This window comes from Ligilactobacillus agilis, from assembly GCF_025311475.1.
Classification (GTDB): domain Bacteria; phylum Bacillota; class Bacilli; order Lactobacillales; family Lactobacillaceae; genus Ligilactobacillus; species Ligilactobacillus agilis.
On sequence record NZ_CP104397.1, the window covers coordinates 756638 to 778953 of the forward strand.

Consider the following 22316-nt stretch of genomic DNA (forward strand, 5'->3'; position numbering starts at 1 on the left):
TTCCCAAGGGACTAGTGCTATTTTAGAGCTAGCGCAAGTAAATAAACAACCGCTTGAGTTGAGCGCGGGTAAACACGTATTCAAATTATAGTAAGCTAGTTATTAATAACGAACCCTAGGTTAAACCAGTTAATGATTACCTAGGGTTCGGTTATTTTTTAAGTAGGATCAGTGAATGGGTGTATAATGAGTAAGTGAATATCCATAAGAGGTGAAGTTTTATGAAAGCAGCTGAATGTACTACAATTTTAGTGGGAAAGAAGGCCTCACTTGATGGCTCGACACTGATTGCGCGCAGTGAAGATGGGGGTAGAGAAATCTTACCTGAAAGTTTTAAGGTGGTCTTACCTGAGGATCAACCGCGCCACTATAAGAGTGTCCTTACTGGCTGTGAGGTTGAATTGCCCGGTGAACCTTTGCGGTATACCAGTGTTCCAGATGTACATGGCAAGTATGGCGTGTGGGCCGCGGCTGGAATTAATGAAGAAAATGTTGCAATGACGGCGACTGAAACGATTACAACTAATGCGCGGATTCAAGGGATTGACCCACTCTTAGTCGATGACGGCTTGGGCGAAGAAGACTTTGTTACCCTTACGCTTCCATACATTCATAGTGCGCGTGAGGGGGTCTTGCGTGTAGGTGAGTTACTGGCAAAATATGGAACCTATGAAATGAACGGTATGGCCTTTTCTGACAAAGATGAGATTTGGTACTTGGAGACGATTGGTGGACATCATTGGGCGGCTAGAAGAATTCCAGATGATGCTTACGTTGTGGCTCCTAACCGCTTTAATATTGACGAGTTTGACTTTGAGTCACCTGATTTTATGGCCTCTGCGGATTTGCAGGCTATAATCGCTGACTATAAGCTTAATCCAGATTTCGAAGGTTATAATTTACGTCACATATTTGGTAGTGCAACCGTCAAGGACACTCATTATAACAATCCGCGTGCTTGGTACGTTCAACACTACTTTGATCCTAACTCACAAACCACCCCGCTAGATCAGGACCAGCCGTTTATTGTACATGCCGATCGTAAAATTAGTGTTGACGACATTATGTTTTTGATGGCTTCTCATTATCAAAATACGCCGTACGATGTCTATGGAGACCAAGGTACAGCGGCGGAAAAGAAACGTTTTCGCCCAATTGGAATCAACCGTAATTTTGAAACGCATATTTTACAAATCCGTAATGATGTGCCGGCTGGGTTAGCGGGTGTGCAGTGGCTTGGTTTTGGGCCTAACACATTTAATGCAATGGTGCCATTTTACACTAACATTGTGGATACCCCTGCTTCTTTTAGGGACACAGGCTCAAAATTCAATTTGCAAAGTATTTTTTGGTTGAATAAGTTAATGTCGCAGTTGGGTGATACTAACTTTAAGCTTTACGGTGAGCTAGAGAGTGCATTTGAACAAAAAACCGTAGCTGCTTGCTATCAAGTTCAACACCAAACAGATAAACTGGCTCGAGAATTACAAGGCACCCAACTCCAAGCTTGCCTAACTAAGGCTAACCAAGAGATGGCAGATTTAACCTTTGCTAATACGGTTGAGCTTTTGGGAAAGATGGTTGAAGAAGGACATGCACATATGCAACTTAAATATGATTTACTTGATTAATTAGCCCAAATTGCATTAGAAATACCGGCGCCGTACTAATTGTAAGATTAGTTGGCGAGTTTAACTTAATGAGGTGGTTAGTTGTGAATCAAAGGGAAGAACTCATTCGGTTATGGTTTCAGATGTGGCTGCAAAAGAAAGATTTAGGAATTTTGAAGCTTTTTACGGCTAATGCCATTTATGTTGAAAGTTGGGGACCTAAGTATCACGGTAATGCAGAAATTAAGCACTGGTTTGATGAATGGAACACGCGTGGAACCGTGCTTTCCTGGGAGATTGGCCAGTTTTTCCATAAACAAAATCAAACTGTGGTTGAATGGCAGTTTAGATGTCAAATGAAAAACAGCGAAGTCACGGAATTCGATGGAATTTCGCTGCTTAAGTGGACTAAAGATAATAAGGTTCAGTTTCTAAAAGAATATGGCTGCAAAAGTGATAACTATGATCCTTACCAAGTGGCGGCGGATAGACCGCAATTTAGGGATGAAAAGGTAGACTGGCTGTAAGCATTGCTTAAGCTAAATTCTTAGCTGAACTATAAAAAACGTGATTATTAATAAATTAAAACAGGCTGTAAGGGCACATTGCTTACTTTTACAGCCTGTTTTTTTTAGTTATTGAATTCAGCTAGGTGTTTAGGGTCGACCTGTTCACTTCTAGAGGCAAGGGGACTCCAGTAGGTAAGGCCTTCGTTATTCAAGACTAAGCCCCATTGACCAGGGTTATTTGGTAAGTCGGTAAATTCAAAGAGGAAGTCCTTCTTACGCGGAAAGGCACTCGAAATGCTATCCAAGGTGTTGAAACCGTGTTTAGTGGTGATAATTAGCCCACTATCGACAATTGCAATTTGACTAAGAGTTTCTTTAGCGGTAACAAGGGTGTCTAAAATGATGTAGTCCCCAATACTTACACGCACATTGTCACTGGCTGAGAGAATGTCCTTTAAAGCCAATTGGTAGCTAGGGGCTAGTGCTAGTGGCTCCGTTAAATAATTCCAACTGGTTTGACCGTCCTTGTTGTGGGCAATGATAGTTGGAGCTTGAATAACCAAACGACCTTCTTCGTCGCTAGCACCTGGAATGAAGTCGACGACTAAGCCGCGGACGAGGATGTTTTGATTTTGGTAGTCGGTAAGGTTGGTTAATTGGTCAGTAGCTTTTAAGTTAGCATCCGCTAAGATGTAGCCTTGCAAAAGCCGGGCCAAAGCCTTGCGTTCAGGGTAAAGTTGGGCCGGGAAAGTGGCGATGTTAGTCGGATTATCACTTTGCTTAACCTTTTGTAGCAGTTTAGTTGCCTCATTTATGAACTGTTCTTGGGAGATAAAGTTCATAGGGGTAATGGCACTGTCCGTCTTTTTAATACCAGTTACTTTCCGTTCGTTAGCCTTTTTTTGGTGAAGTAATTTTTTATTACTGAGTTTCTTTTTTGCCATGATTAACCTCGTTTGCTAAAAGTTTCTAGTTAAAAGTATAAGGTCAAATTGCTGGTCTGTCTAGGGAAAATAAGGATTTTAGTAAAAGGGTTTTGCACAAAATATAGTGCCATTCTAAAAATAGAATACAATATGTAGTGGGAAGAGGCTTGTATTTACACTAAACCTTGGGTATAATTAAGCACGTTGTTTTGCAAAACTAGATTAAGCTTGATCAAATTTAGCATGAAGGGTAAGAGAAGATGTTTGCACGTTACTATGACGTTTTAACTAATTTTAGCAGTTATTCAAAAAATATTTTTAGAAAGGGCTACTTTGCGTGGTTATGGCAACAATGCCAAGGATGGGGAAGATTTTCTTATGGGTTGTTAGGCTTTAACTTTATCTTGCAAGTTATTTCTTTAGGACAGTCCTTTAAGCAAACGCCGCTACTAGCTGTAATTGCTTTTATTGGGGGGAACCTCTCAGTTGCTTGTGTAATCGGAATTTCTAACCGGTCAGGAATTCAGGGCTGGGCCGGGGCAATTTCTGCCTTAGCGATTGCAACGACGGGCTTTATTGCCGGTAATTACGCGACAGCCTTTGAACAATTAGGGTATTTAATCTTTTTGGATTTATTTTGTATCTTAGATCCTAAATGGAATGATGACATTCAAGTGGAAAAATTTGAATCAGGACTTGAGTGGATTAAATATGGCCTATTTTTCCTCGTAACTTGGTTAATAACCTACTTACTTTTTAGTTTGACAAGTGATCCGCGGGTCTTTTTAGATAGTTTAAACCTTGCAATGGCAATTACCGGTTCTTTGTTAGAATTAAACCGGAAAAGGGAGCAATTCTTTGTGTGGACGCTAGCATCCCTGTTTACGATTGCATTGTGGTTTCAAACGATGCTTCAAGGTGACGGCAACTTTGCGTTGATTTTTAGTTACAGTGTGTTCTTTTTGAACGATATGTATGCCTTATTTAGCCGTAAAGGCTGGTTTAGATTAGCTGAATAAAAATTACCCAGTAAGAATGGTGCTAAATTCTTACTGGGTAATTTTTTAGGCTAGTTAGAAGACCTTGAATGGTGGGAAAGGTTGAGCCATCGGGTGATTAAAGTTGAAATCTTTTAGGGGACTAAAGTCATTAGGCTCTAACCAGGTAGTTACTCCCCGCGCTAACATTAGGTTGGCCTCATAGGCTGACTTATCTTTTTTGGTGAAGGGGAGTAAGACGATAGGTTTATGGAGGGCGACGAACATGCCAATTTCCATGCAAATTCCTTCGTCAATTTGATCCATGTCGTATAAAGCAACGCAGACATCGGAAGTTCCTACCGCGTTGAGGTCGTTATTGTAAGTGGCAATTTGCCATTCGAGGCTGCCAAAGACACCAGCAGGATCGGAGTCTATCCGTGCGTCTTTATATTGGAAATCGAATGGTTGGTGAACAACGCCAACAGTCGGGTTAGCTTCTAGTTGGGCTAAAGCTTGGGGAATGCGGGCCCGTTGTTCTTCGTTGAAGAAGCTAGTAGCCAAGTAAATTTTGGTGTTAGCAACTGGGTCGGTATTTTTCAAAGTGAAAACTTCCTTTCAATAATAATCTAAACTAAGTTTAGCATGATTAGCCACTAAGGTTAATCAGTATTTCCCGGGAAATTAGGGAATTCGATTGCGTAAGGGTGAAGGTAAGCCGGTGATAATTCTTAAAATTTCGTGGGCAAAGGCTTGGCTACTAATAGGACGAATCTTAGTTAGCCAGTTAAAGTACCCAGTCCGTATTAGGTTAGCGATGATGAGGGCCGGGTAATAATTACTAAGCCGCTTTTTAGAATAAACAATTCCAGGAAAAACACAAACGGCCCGCTGACCCAAGCGATTGTAAGCGTAAAGTTCAACTTCCTTTTTAGTCACCAGGTAATCCTTTAAGAAAAAGGGGGCGTAGTTAGCAGAAACATAAAGGAAGTTACCGGAGGTGTTAGCAAGAGTGTCAATGAGTTTTTTAGCAGGTAAGACGCTACTAGTCTGGTAGGTTATTTGTTTACGGCGATTCTCAAATAAAATGCCGACGCAGTCAATAACCCAGTCAGAAGTTTCAATTAGTTGCTGCCATGACGTATCGGCTAGTAAGTTGACGGCGTGGTAAGTAACGCCTGGAATAGAGGTTGGTCGCCGGCCAGTTTGTGACAGGCTGTGTAGTTCATATTCGGGGTGGTGCCTAAGCTCTGTCAAAATGCTTTGGCCAACCAGGCCGGTTCCCCCTGCGACTGTAATTTTCATTTAAATTCCCTCCATAAATTAAGAAAAATGCTTACGGTAAGTGGACGGACTGTAACCACTGTAACGCTTAAAGGCCTTAGAAAAAGTGAAGGTATCATGGTAGCCAACGAGGTCGGCAATCTCTTGGATACTTTGGTTACTGGAGGTCAATTTACTTTTGGCATCTTCCATCCGCATTTGGGTCAACAACTTTTGGGGACTCGTGTGTGCAAATTTTTGAAACAAGTTATAAATATAGCTACGTGAAAGCGATAAGGAGACACAAAGGTCTTCAATGGTGCAGTTATAGGTGTAATTATTTTCTAAGTAACGGACGGCAAGTTCAAATTGTTGGGCGGGTCGATTTTGGCTAGGGTCGGTGTTAGTGTGAGGAAATTCGGTTACGAGGTGGTAAAACATCTCGTAAGTTAAGTTTTCAACTAGTAGGTTGTTAGCCAGACTAGTTTTTTGGTGGAGGACCTCAAACAACCTTTGAAAGCTTTTAGCAAAGTTAGATTGGCTGGTGGCTTTGAGGTAGTAGTTTCCCGCTAGCTTAGAAGCTGCAAAAATATTGGCAATCTTAATCCCAGTTAACCCAATCCACGCATAGTGCCAAGGATTGGTAAAGCTAGCTTGGTAAAAGCAGGCCACCCCCTTAGGGAGTAAGAAAAAGTCGCCCGCCTTTAGGCTAACGGTCTTGTGGCCAGCGACCGAAAAATCCCCCTGACCGGCTAAAATATAGTGGAGGACATAGTTGTCTCGAATATTATTTCCGCGAAAGGCGTAGCCAGGTTGACATTTTTCCTGCCCAAAAAACAAGATGTTACTTTCAATTCCGTTTTGACTAAGAGTGTAGTATTCGTTATTCATCTTTTCTCCTTAACTAAAAATTTACTATTAAAATTACTATCTATAAAATGTCAAAATAATTAAATCACCAGTAAACTATTCTTTTATTAACAAGGATTATACAACTAATATGTCAATTTGTATACTAGGTAAATTGGCAAATAATAGAAATTTACGACCATGGCTTTAGTTAAATGTAACCGTTATATTATAAGTGTGATCACGAGTAGGAAATTAGATTTAAATTTGGAGGCTAAGTTATGTCAACAACTAATAAAAAGATGAGTATGGGGCAACGGCTTGCCTATGCTTTTGGGGCATTTGGTAATGACGCCTTTTATGGCTTACTGTCAGGTTACTTAATTGTTTTTATCACGTCACACTTATTTAACACCGGTAATAAAGCCTTGGATAACCACATGATTTCACTGGTAACTTTGATTATCATGATCTTGCGTATTGTTGAGTTGTTTATTGACCCTTTTATTGGAAACGCTATCGACCGGACTAAGACCAAGTGGGGCCACTTTAGACCTTGGGTTGTTATTGGTGGGACTATCTCCGCGGTATTATTATTGCTATTATTTACGAGCTTAGGTGGATTATACGCTAAGAACGCCTTTGTTTACTTAGTTGTTTTTGCCATTATGTACATTACGATGGATATTTTTTATTCCTTTAAGGATGTTGGTTTTTGGTCAATGTTACCATCGTTAACAACTGATTCACGGGAACGGGAAAAAACAGCAACGTTTGCGCGCTTTGGTTCTACAATTGGTGGGGGCCTTGTTGGTGTGCTAGTTATGCCAGCGGTTATCTACTTTTCAGCTACCAAGACGACTTCAGGGGATAACCAAGGCTGGTTTGTCTTTGCAGCGATTATCTGTACGATTGCCTTAGTATCCGCTTGGTGTGTTGGTTTATTTACTCGGGAAGTAAATAGTGAAATTCGGGAAAATAAAGAAGATACTGTCGGGGTCTTTGGCGTTTTAAAGGCGGTTGCTCAAAATGACCAATTACTATGGATTGCGATTGCGTACCTCTTTTATGGAGTGGGTAATAATATTTTATGTTCTCTAGAGGTATATTACTTTACCTACATTATGGGCAAACCAACCTCATTTTCAATTTTATCAACAATTAATATCTTCTTAGGGATGATGGCGGCAGCCTTATTCCCAGTTTTGTCAAAGCGGTTCTCAAGACGGGCAGTCTTCACAGGTTCATTAACCACTATGTTGATTGCGATTGGATTATTTGCACTTTCGGGTAGTAACTTGTTAATGGTATTGGCTTCAGCAGTGTTATTTGCCTTTCCGCAACAAATTGTTTTCTTAGTAGTATTAATGATTATCACTGATTCAGTTGAATACGGTCAATGGAAGTTAGGTCACCGTGATGAATCCCTTTCCTTATCAATTCGTCCTTTAATTGATAAATTTGGTGGAGCTGTTTCTAACGGGGTTGTTGGTCAAATTGCAATCATGGCTGGGATGACAACCGGAGCTAGCGCTTCGACAATTACGGCTGCCGGAAGAACCAACTTCAAGTTGATGATGTTTGCGGTGCCCGCCTTAATGATGGTAATTGCTATCATAATCTTTTGGAAGAAAATCATCTTAACCGAAGCTAAGCACGCAGAAATCGTGGCTGAACTTGAAAAGACTTGGGGGAAAGATTTAAAGGAAGCTGATGTTGAAGCTACAAGCCAAGTTACTTCAAAAACACTTAAGCTTGCCAGTCCAATCGCCGGGCAATTAATGCCGTTGGCTGAGGTTAACGATCCTACCTTTGCCATGGGCGGTCTTGGTCAAGGGTTTGCAATTAAACCAAGTGATGGTAAGGTTTACGCCCCATTCGATGCTACGGTAAGACAGGTCTTTACGACAAGACACGCTGTTGGTTTGGTTGGTGACAACGGCGTGGTAATGTTAATCCACGTTGGGTTAGGTACCGTTGCTTTGAAAGGAACCGGTTTTATCTCCTATGTTGATACGAATCAACGGGTGAAAAAAGGTGACCAATTACTTGAATTCTGGCAACCAACCATTCAAAAAGCAGGGTTAGACGACACGGTAATTGTGACGGTAACCAATAGTCAAAGTTTTACAGACTTTGAATTAACACTTGCACCAGCAAGTTCAGTTGAAGCTTTAACTACGGTAATGGAACTTAAACGAGGTGAAGGATAATGACAAAACTAATTGAAGTTGATGAACAACAACAAATTTTTCATTTACACAATGAGCAAATTTCTTATTTACTAACGGTAGAAGCTGGCCAAACTTTAAGCCACTTGTATTTTGGTAAGCGGGTTAGGGGCTATCACGGACAATTAACTTATCCCCGGGTAGATCGTGGCTTTTCTGGTAACTTACCGGGAAGTGATGACCGGACTTTTTCTAAGGATACCCTTCCAAGGGAGTACAGTAGTGCAGGTGAAATGGATTACCACCTGCCGGCAACTGTGGTCCGGCAAGCAGACGGAGCTAATGCATTAAATTTACAGTACGTAGGTTACGCCGTTTTAGAGGGGAAGCCTAAGTTAGCTGGCCTTCCTGCCGCTTACGTTGAAGACGATTCCGAAGCTGAAACGTTAGTAATCACTTTACGAGACGAAGTAACTGGATTGGACTATCAATTAAGTTACACTATTTACCGGGCCTTGCCTGTAATTACCCGTTCCGTTAAGGTGGTAAACAATGGGACCCAAGCGGTACAGTTAGAAAAAGTGGCCTCCATGCAGTTGGATTTTGTTGACCGCGATTTTGAAGTTATTTCTTTACCGGGAGCGCATGTTAACGAGCGACATCCAGAACGGCGTCCTGTTTCCTTTGGAGTGCAAAGTTTTGAATCCCGGCGGGGAACTTCCAGTCACCAGATGAGTCCATTCATTGCCTTAGTTGATAAACAAACCGATGAATTTAGCGGTGATGCTTACGGCTTTAACTTTGTTTATTCGGGGAACCATAAGTTTAGCCTTGAAAAAGATCAACTAGCTCAACTTAGACTATTAGTAGGAATTAATGACTATAACTTTACTTGGAAGCTAGAGCCTAGCCAAAGTTTCCAAACACCTGAAGTGTTGATGGCTTACTCTGACCAAGGGTTAAACAAGATGAGTCAAACTTTCCACCAATTAATCGGCAAGCGGGTGGTTAGGTCTAAGTATCGTGACTTAAAGCGGCCAATTGTGGTTAATAACTGGGAGGCTACCTACTTTGACTTTGACGAAGAGAAACTTAAACCAATTGTAGCTGAAGCTAAGCAACTCGGGATTGAAATGTTTGTTTTAGATGATGGTTGGTTTGGACATCGCGATGACGACTACAGCAGTTTGGGCGACTGGCAAGTTTTTGCTAAAAAATTCCCGCAAGGGTTAGGCCACTTTGCTGATTATATTCACAACCAGGGGCTTAAATTTGGCTTATGGTTTGAACCAGAAATGATTTCCTACGATTCAGACTTATACCGCCAACACCCAGAGTATCTGATGCAAGTTCCTAACCGGGCTCCAAGTCCTTCAAGAAGTCAATATATCTTAGATTTGTGCCAAGCAGAAGTTCGCGACAACGTGGTCGAACAAGTAGCGACAATTCTGAGTCAAGGTCAAGTTGATTACGTTAAGTGGGATATGAACCGGCACTTATCGGATATTTACTCACTAAGCTTACCTGCAGACCGGCAAGGCGAAGTTTACCACCGCTATGTCTTAGGCTATTATGACTTGATGGAACGGTTGACTGCTAAATTCCCAGATGTTTTATTCGAAGGTTGTTCTGGTGGGGGCGGCCGCTTCGATGCAGGGGTAGCCTACTACATGCCACAAATTTGGACGAGTGATAATACCGATGCCTTAGCCCGCCTAACAATTCAAATGGGAACGAGCTTAGCCTTCCCACCTTCAATGATGACAGCTCATGTTTCCGCAGTGCCTAATCATCAGACTGGCAGGGTTACCCCATTTGAAACACGTGGGGCGGCTGCAATGAGTGCGGTCTTTGGTTATGAGCTTGATTTAACTAAGTTGACTTCTGCTGAAAAAGCTGCGGTTAAAGAGCAGATTGCTGCTTATAACCAAATGCGCGCATTAGTACTTGAAGGTAAATTCTATCGCCTTAAGAGTCCACTAGATAGTAATCAAGCCGCTTGGAACTTTGTTTCCGCTGATAAAAAGAAGGTTTTTGTGGCGGTCTTTAACGTCTTAGCCCAAGCTCAACCATACCTAACTAAGACTAAGCTAGCTGGGTTAGATAAGGATAAATGCTATCGCAATTTGGCGACGGGTCAGGTTTATGGCGGCGATGAATTGATGAACCTAGGTTTTTATGACCCCGTTGTTCGGCATGACTTTGCTAGTCAAACCTACCTATTTGAAGCAGTGACGGGGGAATAGTTGAATGACACTAGAAAATAAAGTAATGTTGATTACCTACCCAGATAGCTTGGGTAAGAACATTAAAGAGTTAACTGAAGTATTGACAGATGACTTTGGCGAAGCAATCGGTGGGGTTCATTTACTGCCGTTTTTCCCATCAACCGGGGACCGCGGGTTTGCGCCGGTTGATTATCAGCAAGTGGCCCCTGAATTTGGTGATTGGGCGGATGTGAAAAAGTTAGGTGAACGTTACTACTTGATGTTTGATTTTATGATCAATCATATTTCCCGGCAATCGCGTTATTACAAAGATTTTCAAGCTAAGGGTTCGGCTAGTGCTTACGCAGAACTATTCTTAAGTTGGGATAAGTTTTGGCCCGAAGGACGTCCAACCAAAGAAGACGTTGATTTGATTTATAAGCGTAAGGACCGGGCCCCTTATCAAGAAATTACCTTTGCTAATGGGCAACGTGAGAAGTTGTGGAACACCTTTGGTGAAGAACAAATTGATTTAGATGTCACTAGTGAAGTCACACAGAAGTTTATCAAAGACACGTTACGCTTTTTATGCGCACAAGGTGCAGACATTATTAGGTTAGATGCGTTTGCATACGCGGTTAAAAAATTAGATAGCAATGACTTTTTTGTTGAGCCAGAAATTTGGGATTTGCTGGCTAAGGTTAAGGCTGATCTTGCAGGGCACGGCGAGATTTTACCGGAAATTCATGAGCATTATTCATTACCATTTAAGATTGCAGAGCATGGTTACTTTGTCTATGACTTTGCCTTACCTATGGTGACTCTGTATTCACTTTATAGTGGGAAAACAGCCCAGTTAGCTAAGTGGTTAAAGATGAGTCCCATGAAGCAATTTACTACCTTGGATACCCATGACGGGATTGGGGTGGTAGATGCCCGTGATATTTTAAGTCCTGCTGAAATCGAGTATACTAGTCAAGAACTTTACCAAGTTGGGGCTAATGTTAAAAAGAAGTATTCTAGCGCTGAATATCATAATTTAGATATTTATCAAATTAATACTACTTATTATTCTGCCTTGGGAAATGATGACCAAAAATATTTCTTAGCCCGGTTGTTGCAGGTATTTGCACCAGGAATTCCGCAAGTCTACTACGTTGGATTGCTAGCGGGTGAAAATGACATCGAGTTATTGGAAAAGACCAAGGAAGGGCGCAATATTAACCGCCATTACTATAGTCGCGCCGAGGTTAAAGCTGAGATTGAGCGGCCGGTAGTAGCTGCGTTATTAAAACTCCTTAGCTTCCGTAACCGTGAAGCAGCCTTTGACTTGGAGGGTACAATTGATGTTACTTGTCCAAGTTCAAGTGAAATTGTGATTAAACGGCAAAATAAGGCCAAAACACGGACGGCGGTCCTAACGGCTAACCTAAAAACCAACGCTTATCAAGTTAAGGTTAACGACCAACTTGTAACCTTTGAATAGGTAAAAAATAGCTTAAGGTCACTAATGTAGCTAAAAGTTTTGCTACGTTAGTGGCCTTATTTTGGTATTATACTAAAAGAAAAGCAATTTCTAAGAGGTGAAAAGATGGGACAATTTGCAGACTTAAAGGCGCTTTTGGAAGCTAATGCCGATAAGGAAACAGCGCGTGGTCAAGCGGCGTATATGCGCAATCAATTCAAGTTCTACGGAATTAAGACTCCACAGCGCAGGAGCCTAACCCAAAATTTAATCAAGGCTGCTAAGCGGGCGGCTAAAGTTGAGTGGGACTTTTTGGATCAATGCTGGTTAGCCGAGCAAAGAGAATACCAATACTTTGTTTGCGACTATTTGAAAGCGGTGCAAGGGCAGTTGGTTTACGCTGATTTAAAGCGGTTGGAGTTGTATGTGCAAACCAAGCAATGGTGGGATACGATTGATGTTTTGGATACTGTCATTGGACAAATTGGGCTTAGTGATAAGCGGGTAGACCAGCTAATGTTGGACTGGTCCCAGGCTAGCGACTTTTGGTTGCGACGCATAGCGATTGATCACCAACGGGGCAGAAAGGAAAAGACTAAGCAAGAACTGTTGGCCAAAATTATTGATAACAATTTGAATAGGGAAGAGTTTTTTATTAATAAGGCGATAGGCTGGGCTTTGCGTGATTATTCTAAAACTAACCCACCATGGGTCAAAGAGTTTCTTGCAAGTAGGAAAAATGGCTTGGCTGAACTGAGTCTGCGGGAGGCAAGTAAGTATTTGAGGTAAGTGTTCGTCAATAAATCTAAAATCTCTTATTGACGAACGAATTGTTAGATACTATAATAATGGAGTTGATAATTTTGGGCATTCGCCAAATTGGTAAGGCAGTGGACTCTGAATCCATAATTTACAGGTTCGAACCCTGTATGCCCAATGACTCATATTTTGAGACCCTAGCTTTTGAAAGAGGCTAGGGTCTTTTTGTTTTACCTAAGAAGGGTTAATAAGAAAAATTAATTTTATTTTAATGTTATATTTTATGACTTTTATATGTAAACACAACTAACCTGTATAAACCTTGATTTTAAAGGATTTATGCCGAATTGTGACCTAACATGAATTGAGTTTTTTAAGGGTTGTTACGCTTAAAATTAGTAAAAAATAATAAAAGCCCTTGCTGATAAAACGTTGATATAATGGGATTTTCGCTTGAAATGTAACTTTTTAAAGAGTGATAAAATGAGAATATGTACCATTTTATTACAAAGGTGTGCTATAATATTTTATATACTAATGAAAGACAAGGGGAACATGGAATTATGAAGAAATTTTTCATTTGGCTTAGTTTCTTGCTGGGAATAACATTTATTACAACGCTTGTTGCCAAGCCCGAGCAAGTCTTAGCGGCCGAAAAAACATATACGATTGCAACTGATGTGACTTTTCCCCCATTTGTTTACGCAAATGCAGACAATAAATATGTCGGGATTGATATGGATTTAATTAAGGCGGTAGCTAAAGAAGAAGGGTTTAAGGTTGAAATTAAACCAATCGGGTTTAACGCTGCTATTCAAGCAGTCCAAGCTGGTCAAGTAGACGGAATGATTGCCGGAATGACTATTACCGATGAAAGAAAGAAGACGTTTGACTTTTCAACGCCTTACTACTCATCTGGAATTGTGATGGCAGTCAAGCCTGGTAGTGGGGTTACTAAGCTAACAGACTTGAAGGGGAAGAAAGTTGCAATTAAGACCGGGACTTCAGGAGCCGATTATGCTAACTCAATTAAAGAGAAGTACGGCTTTAAGACGGTAACCTTTGATGATTCAGACAATATGTACGATGATGTTAAAACAGGTAACGCGGCCGCCTGTTTTGAAGATTCCGCGGTGTTAGAATACGGGGTTAAGACTGGCCTGGGACTAAAAATCGTGACAAAGCCAACTAATACAGGTGATTATGGCTTTGCTGTTAAAAAAGGTGCCAACCAGGAATTACTAGCCAAGTTCAATCATGGCTTGGCTGCCCTCAAGAAGAACGGTACTTATGACAAGATCATTGCCAAGTATACGGGTAAGAAGGCCTTGGCCGATAAGAAAAATGCAGCTGGTGGACATAGCGAATATACAATTATGGGCTTACTAAAGCAAAATAAAACCACGTTATGGCATGGGGTTTTGGAAACCCTTTGGTTAACAATTGTTGGGATTGTGTTTGCAACTATCTTTGGGGTGATTATCGGTTTATTAGGGGTAGTTCCTAATAAGTTAGCTCAAGGTATCTCTACCACTGTAATCTACATTTTCCGTGGGTTACCATTAATCGTGTTGGCACTCTTCATCTATAACGGGGTTCCAAGTTTAACCGGTACTAAGGTTCCAGCCTTCATTGCGGGGGTTATTACCTTGACCTTAAATGAAGGAGCATATATCGGCGCCTTCGTAAAAGGTGGAATTGAGTCGGTAGACCATGGACAGATGGAAGCAGCTCGTAGTTTAGGTTTGCCATTTGGTAAAGCCATGAAGAAGGTTGTGTTACCACAGGGGATTAAATTGATGGTTCCATCATTTATTAACCAATTTATTATCACCCTGAAAGATACTTCAATTCTATCGGTAATTGGAATCTTAGAATTAACCCAAACTGGTAAGATTATTATCGCTAGAAACTTACAAGGATTCAGAATGTGGGCAATCATTGCCGTTATTTACTTGCTAATGATAACTATCTTGACATTGATTTCAAAATGGATTGAACGGAGGATGAAGAACTAATGACGGAATATAAAGTTGATGTAACAAACTTACAAAAAAGTTATGGTTCGAACCATGTTTTAAAGGGGATTGACTTTAAAGTTGCCAATAACGAAGTGGTCGTTTTAATCGGGCCATCTGGTTCGGGGAAGAGTACGCTGCTACGATGCTTAAATAAGCTGGAAGAACCAACCAGCGGTTCAATTGTGATTGATGGTCAAGATATTAGTTTACCATCGACTAATATTGATAAGGCGCGCGAAAATATTGGGATGGTGTTCCAACATTTTAACTTGTTCAATAACATGACTGTAGGCGAAAATATTATGTTAGCCCCAGTCGAACTAGGAAAAATGGACCGGCAAACTGCTGAAACTGAAGCGCGGCAGTTATTAGAAACAGTTGGATTATCCGACAAATTCGATGCAATGCCAGCGTCTCTTTCTGGGGGACAAAAGCAACGGGTAGCTATTGCCCGGGCTTTAGCGATGAATCCGGATGTGATGTTGTTTGACGAACCAACTAGTGCGCTTGACCCGGAAATGGTTGGCGACGTATTAGAGGTTATGAAAGAATTGGCCAAAAATGGGATGACGATGGTGGTAGTTACTCACGAAATGGGCTTTGCTAAAGAAGTGGCTGACCGGGTTGTCTTTATGGCTGATGGTTACGTAGTAGAGGAAGGCAAGCCAGAAGCAGTCTTCGACCATCCCCAACATGACCGGACGAAAGCGTTCCTAGATAAAGTTATTAACGTTTAAGTAATAAGGCTGCCGGACCCTACGGGGAGGTGGCCTTTTTTCGAGAGGAGTTTTTTGCATGATAAAGGTAATTTTAGTGATGCATGATCAAAACGGGGATTACTACAAGATGAATAAGACCTTTTTTGAAAGTATGCCTAAAGTCGGTGAATATATCTACAACACGGATGGGTTAGCCTATGTGGTAGAAGAGGTGGCTCAATTTGCGGGCTACGTTTCTAGCAAGGGCGCAATTGCAATTCTAGTAGTTCATCAAGCCGATGAAGACCACCCGGTAAGTAATTTATATGGGCTTGATATTGAACGTGATTTGGATGATTAATTTAGCTTTAGTAGTGTTTAACAAAAATTTATAAAAGTAGCGTGCAAGGTTAACTAATTGGTGTTAGGATAGTAGTTATCGACAGATTTATTGTGAAAGGATATGTTTTTATGGTAACTGAAGGTGAAAAGATGCCTTCGACCTGGCGCAAAACTTTTATCGCCCTTTGGTTTGGCTGCTTTATGACTGGGTTAGGTGCTTCAATGACGATGCCCTTTTTACCACTGTTTATTTCGTCAATTGGTAACTTTAGTCGGTGGCAACTAAATATCTATTCTGGGATTGCCTTTGCGGGAACCTTTTTAACCCAGGCATTAATTTCGCCTTATTGGGGGAGCCTGGCGGATCGGAAGGGGCGGAAGTTGATGTGTTTGCGTGCTTCCGGAGTAATGGCAATTACAATTTTCTTAACGGGGATGGCAGTTAATGTGTGGATGATAATCGCACTGAGACTAACCCAAGGGCTATTTTCTGGCTATATCAATAATGCGACTGCTTTTATCGCGGGAGAAACACCGCGGAGTAAGTCTGGGTCTGTGATGACCATGATTATGACAGCGGGTGTGACCGGTAACCTGTTAGGCCCTTTATTTGGAGGGGCATTAGCCGATACCTTTGGCTACCGAATTCCCTTTTATATTACCGGAGTTTGTATGGCCTTGGCCTTTTTGATGACACTATTTAATACGACGGAGCATTTTAAGCCTATTTCTAAAAAGGAAATGCAACCAATGAGACAAATGTTTGCGGACCTGGAAAAACCGGGCTTAATTATTATCATGTTCTTGACGACACTGATTGTACAGTCGTCACTGATGTCAATTTCGCCAATTATTAGTCTATTGGTGAAAGAATTAATGCATAATCACGGCAACGTTTCATTTGTGAGTGGGATTGTTGCGGCCACCCCAGGGTTTGGAACCTTATTAGTGGCTTCTTGGTTAGGACATAAGATGGATGCAGTTGGTCCTTTGAAGGTGTTGATGGTCGGTTTATTAGCTGCTACTCTGCTATTTATTCCAATGTTTACGACGGATTCCCCTTGGCTATTGGCCTTTTGGCGCTTTTTACTAGGGGTAGCTAATGCAGCCTTGCTACCGGCTGTTCAAACCGCGCTGACTATTAATGTTCCCGCCAAATCATTTGGCCGAATTTTTAGTTACAACCAGTCCTTTCAAGCTGCGGGTGGGGTGATTGGACCTTTGATGGGTTCGCTCGTATCCAGTGCGCTAGATTATCAATATGTTTTCTTAGTGACTGCTAGCTTAGTGTTTGTTAACTTATTATTGGTAGCTGGAGCTAAGGTTCAACAAATTAAAACTAAATAAAATCTTTTCAAACTGACTTTGCTAAATTTTACACAAGGTCAGTTTTTTGTTATGCTTATTATAAGAAATGTTTCTAAAAGGACAGACTGAAAGGATGTTTGAATGACAAATAGAATACGGAAATACCGCTGGGGACGCTGGTTAGTGTTTTTAGTTGCCTTAGAGATTATTGCTTTAAGTATTAACTTTTTTTACGCTCCTATAGACATTGCCGCGGGGGGAACGACTGGGATTGCCATCTTGGTGGAAGCAGTCTGGCAAATTGACAGGTCGTTAACAGTCTTAGTTTGTAACCTGGCCATGATTGTCTTGGCGGGGGTGTTCTTAGAGCGGAAAGTGGTTAAAAATATTACGGTAGGGAGTTTATTATTACCGTTACTAATGAAAATAACCCCGAGTTTTAAGGTGACCGATAATGAGTTGTTAGCCGTTATTATCGGTGGGGTGCTAATGGGCTTTGCGGTCGCGCTGCTGTATCGAGTAAACGCTTCTAGTGGGGGAACGACGGTCCCACCATTAATCTTAAAAAAATATTTTTACTTAGATACGGCTTTTAGCTTAATGTTAATTGATCTAACCGTCATTTTAATGAACGTTTTTGTAGCCGGCTTGAATGCTTTTTTCTTGGCTGCTTTTTCCCAAGTGGTGACTGCCTTAGTGATGCGCTATACGGAAGCTGGTTTGGACTTGAAATATCAAGTTCAGATTCTAAGTAACGACTTGCTTCCTCAAATTAAGGAAGCGTTGTTAGCAGAAAATAGTAGCTTGACTGTTTACGATGTGGTTGGTGGTTACAGCCAAACCCCACGCCAACAGCTATTGTTAATTGTAGATCGTCAGGATTACGGGCGGTTGATTACTAGTATCCACGAAATCGATCCGCAGGCCTTTATAGTAACCTCGCAGGTAACCAAGGTTCACGGCGGTAAGTGGGGAATGTGATTGTTTGTAAGTGAGTTAGTGAAGAAAATAAGCGCTGAAGGTGTGATATTGATGTCACCTTCAGCGCTATTAGTTTAAGCTTTATTCGTAGGATAATTCGATTAAGAAAACGTTACTGTCGATTAAGTGGCTGCTTGTTGCCCAAACTTCATGGTAGCCACTTGGTCGGTGACCACTTTGCTCCCAAAAATGATCTAATAAATTACCGTGTTGGGCTAAAAAGTCGTCTTGCAGGCGGTTAACCATCAAGCGGTTTTGTGGAAAATAGATGTCAGCGTCTGCTATCTGTAAATCATCCTTAATAAAAATTTGAACGACGTTATCGTATTTATTTTTAGCAAAGTAGAAAGCCTCAGGGTGTCGTCTCAAATAAGAGAGGACATAAAAAATAGAATCAGAGTTACTTGCCACGGGTTGCTCCCCCTTATACGTGCTTAGTTTTTCTTAATTGTAACATTTTTTTAGGTAAAGCTAAAATTGAAAACGGTTAACCTAAAGAAATAAATTTTGAAACCATCTAAGGCAAAGTATATAATTATTATGTGTAAGAAGAAAGGGGGGCTTTTAGTGGCGGTAGTACACTTTTACCTAGTAAGGCACGGACAGACCAAGCTAAATAAGAAGAGACGACTCCAAGGAGTGACCAACTCGCCGTTAACCAAAAAGGGGATTAGGATGGCCAAAAGGTTAGGTCAAGAGTTAAAGCAGATTAAGTTTGAAGCGGTGTATACGAGTGATTTGAAGCGAACACAAAAAACGGCTCAGTATATTATCGATGAAAACGAGGCCTATTACCCGCCCGTTTATCAAGATCCTGATTTACGTGAAATTAGCTTTGGTAAGTTTGAAGAGGCTAAGAATACTAAGATGATTCCCAAGGCCTTAAAAGCTTTGGGGTTACGGCGAATTTTGCAAGCGCTACTTAATGAAGAACATGTGGCTGAATTGACAGAGCTTTTCCGTTCCCTAGATGGGAATGAAGTGATTGAAGATGCTGATCACCTTACTTTGAGGATGACCCGTGCACTAACCAATATTGGAAATCAGTACCAAGATAAGGGAGGAAACATCTTAATTGTTACCCACGGGTTGATTTTGTCCAACTTTATTGAGAGTCTGGAAGGTGAGGTGCCCCTCTTTTTATTAGATAATTCACGGGCTAGTCGGGTTGACTATGAAAATGGCAAGTTTAAGGTTATATACGTTAACAGAATGAAGTTAGATGATAAGGGGATGGCTAAGGATGCTATATCCTAAAACCACTGCATTAATTCACGAGCTAGTCACAAAGCAGGTAGTTCCTGGGGTAAGCTATGCCTATTTACACCAAGGCCAACTTCAAACCGGGGTATTTGGTTTAGCCCAGTTAAAACCAACCAAAGAAAAGTTAAGACCGGGCATGTATTACGACTTAGCATCTTTGACTAAGGTCATAGGTACTACTACCGTAATTTTAAAGTTAATAGCCAGTGGTCGGCTGGGAGTCGATGATGCGGTTACCAAATATTTACCGGCCTTTAAGGACTCCCGGGTTACCATTAGGCATTTATTAACGCACACTTCGGCCATTAGTGGTTACATAAAAAATCGTGATGAACTAAGTCCTGCTGCCTTGTTAGCAGCCTTGCATCAACTTAAAGTTGGTAGCGATTTAGGGAGAAGGGTCGTTTACACGGACATTGGGCTGATTTTTTTAGGAGAAATCATAGAGAGCTTTTATCAGCAACCGGTCCAAAGGGTGATTGAAAAAGAAGTTCTAGCTAGGTTAGGATTGAGTCAAAGTACCTTTAATCCACCTCTAAGCTTAGCGGTTCCAACTGAATTGACGGCTAAACGTGGTTTAATTAGAGGGCAGGTGCACGACCCTAAGGCCTACACCCTAAAAGAGCATTGTGGTTCTGCTGGCTTGTTCATGACCTTACATGATATGGTTAAGTTTAGCCAGTGGCTCTTACAACCAGACTCTACGCCAGGGCCACTTGATTCTAAAATGGTAAGCGCTCTTTTTAAGGATTGGACTCCTAGTGGGCACGATGGTCGTTCGCTTGGTTGGGATTTACGGTACACTTGGCAAAACCAAGCTTGCCTTTATCACACTGGTTATACCGGGACGATGCTATTAATAGACCAGGCCAATCAAGATGCACTAATTTTGCTAACTAACCGGGTACACCCCGCTGGTAACAACCAGGCTTTTTTAGCCCAGCGTGAATTACTTTTGGGACAATATTTACGTGAAAAATATTTTTATGAAAAGGATGGAAGCAAATGACAGCACCACTATTTTTAAAACCTTATTTTCAAGAAAAAATGTGGGGTGGTAAGCGCCTCAAAACGGAATTTGGCTATGAAATTCCTAGTGACACTACCGGGGAATGCTGGGCAATTTCGGCTCACCCTCACGGACCGGCTGTAATTGAAAATGGCCCCTACCAAGGCTTGAATCTAGCTGAGCTTTGGCAACAACACCGGGAAGTTTTTGGAAACGCCAAGGGTGATGTTTTTCCCTTATTAACTAAAATTTTAGATGCACGTGATGACTTATCTGTGCAAGTCCACCCAGATGATGATTACGCATTAAAACATGAAGGTGAGTTGGGCAAAACGGAGTGTTGGTATGTTTTAGCTGCTGATGAGGGAGCAGAAATGATTTATGGTCACCACGCCCAAACTAAAGCAGAGTTAAAGCAACTGATTGAAGCTGGAGACTGGCAACACTTATTAAGACGGGTCCCAGTCAAAGCCGGCGACTTTCTTTACGTTCCTAGTGGGACCGTGCATGCAATCGGTAAGGGAATTATGGTATTAGAAACCCAGCAAAGTTCTGATACAACTTATCGCCTGTACGACTTTGATCGGGTTGATAAAAAGACGGGCCAAAAGCGTGAATTGCACTTACAACAATCAATTGACGTTATCAACGTTCCCCACGTTGACCCTAAGCTAAACTGTGAAGTGAAACAGGTGGCTGGAATTGAGGTAACGACCTTTGTAGATACTGACTTCTTTAAGGTTCAGCGTTGGCAATTAGCTGGTCAAGCCGGAAGTCTAATCCGCAATAGTGATGAACCTTATACCTTGGTTTCTGTGATTGCTGGTAGTGGCAAGCTAACCGTAGCCGGTATAGACTATGAGTTACAAAAGGGGCAACACTTTATCTTGCCAAATGATGTCAAAGAGTGGCAGCTAGAAGGAACGCTAACGCTAATTGCTTCCGTTCCAGGTAAGAAGGCCTAGCTTAGGAAAGGATAGAATTATAGATGAAAAAAGTATATTTTAGTCATGATGGTGGCGTTGACGACATTATTTCTCTCTTTTTACTCTTGCAGATGGAATCAGTTGACCTAATCGGGGTTGGTGTTATGGGAGCTGATTCTTACTTGCAACCAGCTAGTGAAGCTAGTCGCAAAGTAATTGATCGCTTTGCACCAACTAAGAAATTAGCAGTAGCTAACTCAAATGCCCGGGCAGTTCATCCTTTTCCAAAGGAATGGCGATTAGATGCTTACTCGGAGAATGCATTGCCAATTTTAAACGAGAGCGGTAAGATAGTAACTCCGGTAGCAGCTAAGCCGGCTCACTTGGATTTAATTGACAAACTAGAGGCTAGTTCAGAAAAGGTAACCTTACTATTTACCGGCCCCTTAACAGATTTAGCTATGGCTTTAGAATTAAAGCCGGTAATTGCCGATAAGATTGAAGAATTGCGCTGGATGGGAGGTTCGTTTTTGAAGGAAGGTAATGTGGCCGAACCCGATTGTGATGGTACCCAGGAATGGAATGCTTTCTGGGATCCAGAGGCTGTTAAAACAGTTTTTGATTCCAAGATTCCCCTAACAATGGTGGCACTAGAAAGCACTAATAATGTACCCTTGACTAATGATATTCGCCTTAGCTGGGCTAAAAACCGGCGCTACATTGGCCTTGATTTTATTGGAAATAGTTACGCCTTTGTACCGGAGTTACGCGATTTTCCTACTAACTCAACCTATTACCTTTGGGATGTTTTGACGACTTGCAGTCTATATAAGCCTGATTTGGTTAAGGAAAAAGAAATTAAGTGTGACGTTATGACCCAAGCACCTAGTGATGGTCGGACCTACTTAAGCGAAAATGGGCGTGAGGCTAAATTAGTATACGATGTTGATCATGATAGCTTTTTTGAAACGATTATGGAATTAGCTAAGCGTGCCCAGTAAGCACAACAAAGCAACTTCTAGCTTGCGTCAG

The 22316-nt window shown here is 41.5% G+C and carries 21 protein-coding genes and 1 tRNA gene; 17 read left to right on the top strand and 5 right to left on the bottom strand.

From position 1 onward, the window contains the following. Positions 1-221: 221 nt before the first annotated feature. Both N4597_RS03775 and N4597_RS03780 read left to right on the top strand, forming a co-directional pair. Complete coding sequence (locus N4597_RS03775) at positions 222-1631, top strand: C69 family dipeptidase (protein WP_260904705.1); 1410 nt, start codon at positions 222-224, stop codon at positions 1629-1631. 83 nt (positions 1632-1714) lie between these two features. Further along, complete coding sequence (locus tag N4597_RS03780) at positions 1715-2137, top strand: nuclear transport factor 2 family protein (RefSeq protein WP_260904707.1); 423 nt, start codon at positions 1715-1717, stop codon at positions 2135-2137. 104 nt (positions 2138-2241) lie between these two features. On the opposite strand, the gene N4597_RS03785 is transcribed toward N4597_RS03780, so the two are convergent. Next, positions 2242-3063: a hypothetical protein gene (locus tag N4597_RS03785; RefSeq protein WP_260904709.1), complete on the bottom strand. Its 822-nt coding sequence runs from the start codon at positions 3061-3063 to the stop codon at positions 2242-2244. Positions 3064-3305: 242 nt separating this feature from the next. On the opposite strand from N4597_RS03785, the gene pnuC reads away from it, so the two are divergent. Further along, on the top strand, positions 3306-4064 hold the full coding sequence (gene pnuC / locus N4597_RS03790; protein ID WP_089144467.1) for a nicotinamide riboside transporter PnuC: 759 nt from the start codon (positions 3306-3308) through the stop codon (positions 4062-4064). 54 nt (positions 4065-4118) lie between these two features. On the opposite strand, the gene N4597_RS03795 is transcribed toward pnuC, so the two are convergent. The 3 genes from N4597_RS03795 to N4597_RS03805 all read right to left on the bottom strand — a co-directional run bounded on the left by N4597_RS03795 (position 4119) and on the right by N4597_RS03805 (position 6176). After that, entirely contained in the window at positions 4119-4625 is a 507-nt protein-coding gene (locus N4597_RS03795; protein WP_172578835.1) for a nucleoside 2-deoxyribosyltransferase, read from the bottom strand. An 81-nt stretch (positions 4626-4706) separates the two neighbouring features. Next, a complete protein-coding gene (locus tag N4597_RS03800) occupies positions 4707-5327 on the bottom strand; it encodes an NAD-dependent epimerase/dehydratase family protein (protein WP_260904712.1) in 621 nt (206 codons plus the stop codon). Between the two features lie 18 nt (positions 5328-5345). Continuing rightward, positions 5346-6176: an AraC family transcriptional regulator gene (locus N4597_RS03805; protein ID WP_094128479.1), complete on the bottom strand. Its 831-nt coding sequence runs from the start codon at positions 6174-6176 to the stop codon at positions 5346-5348. Positions 6177-6415: 239 nt separating this feature from the next. Between N4597_RS03805 and N4597_RS03810 the strand changes: the two genes are divergently transcribed. The 10 genes from N4597_RS03810 (at position 6416) to N4597_RS03855 (ending at position 18086) form a co-directional block, all read left to right on the top strand. Then, positions 6416-8347: a PTS sugar transporter subunit IIA gene (locus N4597_RS03810; RefSeq protein ID WP_260904715.1), complete on the top strand. Its 1932-nt coding sequence runs from the start codon at positions 6416-6418 to the stop codon at positions 8345-8347. Continuing rightward, a complete protein-coding gene (locus tag N4597_RS03815; RefSeq protein WP_260904717.1) occupies positions 8347-10551 on the top strand; it encodes an alpha-galactosidase in 2205 nt (734 codons plus the stop codon). Before N4597_RS03810 ends, N4597_RS03815 begins: the two co-directional genes overlap by 1 nt. A gap of 4 nt (positions 10552-10555) precedes the next feature. Further along, the gene (gtfA, locus tag N4597_RS03820; RefSeq protein WP_260904719.1) at positions 10556-11998 is read left to right on the top strand and encodes a sucrose phosphorylase; all 1443 of its coding nucleotides are present in this window, start codon (positions 10556-10558) and stop codon (positions 11996-11998) included. Between the two features lie 105 nt (positions 11999-12103). After that, positions 12104-12766, top strand: coding sequence for a DNA alkylation repair protein (locus tag N4597_RS03825; protein WP_260904722.1), 663 nt, complete (start codon positions 12104-12106; stop codon positions 12764-12766). Positions 12767-12841: 75 nt separating this feature from the next. Further along, positions 12842-12914: transfer RNA gene (locus tag N4597_RS03830), tRNA-Gln, on the top strand. A gap of 385 nt (positions 12915-13299) precedes the next feature. Beyond that, complete coding sequence (locus N4597_RS03835) at positions 13300-14754, top strand: amino acid ABC transporter substrate-binding protein/permease (RefSeq protein ID WP_260904724.1); 1455 nt, start codon at positions 13300-13302, stop codon at positions 14752-14754. Next, complete coding sequence (locus N4597_RS03840; RefSeq protein WP_050611970.1) at positions 14754-15494, top strand: amino acid ABC transporter ATP-binding protein; 741 nt, start codon at positions 14754-14756, stop codon at positions 15492-15494. The genes N4597_RS03835 and N4597_RS03840 overlap by 1 nt, the downstream gene beginning before the upstream one ends. Positions 15495-15552: 58 nt before the next feature. Next, on the top strand, positions 15553-15816 hold the full coding sequence (locus N4597_RS03845) for a hypothetical protein (RefSeq protein ID WP_056976570.1): 264 nt from the start codon (positions 15553-15555) through the stop codon (positions 15814-15816). 110 nt (positions 15817-15926) lie between these two features. Next, positions 15927-17144 carry an MFS transporter gene (locus tag N4597_RS03850; RefSeq protein WP_172579914.1) on the top strand — a complete coding sequence of 406 codons (1218 nt, stop codon included), beginning with the start codon at positions 15927-15929 and terminating at the stop codon, positions 17142-17144. Positions 17145-17246: 102 nt separating this feature from the next. Next, positions 17247-18086, top strand: a complete 840-nt coding sequence (locus N4597_RS03855) for a YitT family protein (protein WP_260904726.1) — start codon at positions 17247-17249, stop codon at positions 18084-18086. A gap of 81 nt (positions 18087-18167) precedes the next feature. Here N4597_RS03855 and N4597_RS03860 read toward each other — a convergent pair whose 3' ends face one another. Then, complete coding sequence (locus tag N4597_RS03860) at positions 18168-18497, bottom strand: hypothetical protein (RefSeq protein WP_089145214.1); 330 nt, start codon at positions 18495-18497, stop codon at positions 18168-18170. Between the two features lie 156 nt (positions 18498-18653). Between N4597_RS03860 and N4597_RS03865 the strand changes: the two genes are divergently transcribed. The 4 genes from N4597_RS03865 to N4597_RS03880 are packed head-to-tail and all read left to right on the top strand — an operon-like array spanning position 18654 to position 22285. Then, on the top strand, positions 18654-19343 hold the full coding sequence (locus tag N4597_RS03865; protein ID WP_050611975.1) for a histidine phosphatase family protein: 690 nt from the start codon (positions 18654-18656) through the stop codon (positions 19341-19343). Next, positions 19330-20358, top strand: a complete 1029-nt coding sequence (locus N4597_RS03870; RefSeq protein WP_260904727.1) for a serine hydrolase domain-containing protein — start codon at positions 19330-19332, stop codon at positions 20356-20358. Before N4597_RS03865 ends, N4597_RS03870 begins: the two co-directional genes overlap by 14 nt. Next, the gene (gene manA / locus N4597_RS03875; RefSeq protein ID WP_260904728.1) at positions 20355-21323 is read left to right on the top strand and encodes a mannose-6-phosphate isomerase, class I; all 969 of its coding nucleotides are present in this window, start codon (positions 20355-20357) and stop codon (positions 21321-21323) included. The genes N4597_RS03870 and manA overlap by 4 nt, the downstream gene beginning before the upstream one ends. Before the next feature lie 23 nt (positions 21324-21346). Next, positions 21347-22285: a nucleoside hydrolase gene (locus tag N4597_RS03880; RefSeq protein WP_056976575.1), complete on the top strand. Its 939-nt coding sequence runs from the start codon at positions 21347-21349 to the stop codon at positions 22283-22285. Positions 22286-22316 lie beyond the last annotated feature (31 nt).

Coding starts and splice junctions, on each gene's coding strand:
- N4597_RS03855 (WP_260904726.1), top strand. CDS start 17,247: ATGACAAATAGAATACGGAAATACCGCTGGGGACGCTGGTTAGTGTTT.
- manA (WP_260904728.1), top strand. CDS start 20,355: ATGACAGCACCACTATTTTTAAAACCTTATTTTCAAGAAAAAATGTGG.
- N4597_RS03815 (WP_260904717.1), top strand. CDS start 8,347: ATGACAAAACTAATTGAAGTTGATGAACAACAACAAATTTTTCATTTA.
- N4597_RS03835 (WP_260904724.1), top strand. CDS start 13,300: ATGAAGAAATTTTTCATTTGGCTTAGTTTCTTGCTGGGAATAACATTT.
- gtfA (WP_260904719.1), top strand. CDS start 10,556: ATGACACTAGAAAATAAAGTAATGTTGATTACCTACCCAGATAGCTTG.
- N4597_RS03870 (WP_260904727.1), top strand. CDS start 19,330: ATGCTATATCCTAAAACCACTGCATTAATTCACGAGCTAGTCACAAAG.
- N4597_RS03810 (WP_260904715.1), top strand. CDS start 6,416: ATGTCAACAACTAATAAAAAGATGAGTATGGGGCAACGGCTTGCCTAT.
- N4597_RS03785 (WP_260904709.1), bottom strand. CDS start 3,063: ATGGCAAAAAAGAAACTCAGTAATAAAAAATTACTTCACCAAAAAAAG.
- N4597_RS03850 (WP_172579914.1), top strand. CDS start 15,927: ATGGTAACTGAAGGTGAAAAGATGCCTTCGACCTGGCGCAAAACTTTT.
- N4597_RS03840 (WP_050611970.1), top strand. CDS start 14,754: ATGACGGAATATAAAGTTGATGTAACAAACTTACAAAAAAGTTATGGT.
- N4597_RS03825 (WP_260904722.1), top strand. CDS start 12,104: ATGGGACAATTTGCAGACTTAAAGGCGCTTTTGGAAGCTAATGCCGAT.
- N4597_RS03845 (WP_056976570.1), top strand. CDS start 15,553: ATGATAAAGGTAATTTTAGTGATGCATGATCAAAACGGGGATTACTAC.
- pnuC (WP_089144467.1), top strand. CDS start 3,306: ATGTTTGCACGTTACTATGACGTTTTAACTAATTTTAGCAGTTATTCA.
- N4597_RS03880 (WP_056976575.1), top strand. CDS start 21,347: ATGAAAAAAGTATATTTTAGTCATGATGGTGGCGTTGACGACATTATT.
- N4597_RS03775 (WP_260904705.1), top strand. CDS start 222: ATGAAAGCAGCTGAATGTACTACAATTTTAGTGGGAAAGAAGGCCTCA.
- N4597_RS03800 (WP_260904712.1), bottom strand. CDS start 5,327: ATGAAAATTACAGTCGCAGGGGGAACCGGCCTGGTTGGCCAAAGCATT.
- N4597_RS03805 (WP_094128479.1), bottom strand. CDS start 6,176: ATGAATAACGAATACTACACTCTTAGTCAAAACGGAATTGAAAGTAAC.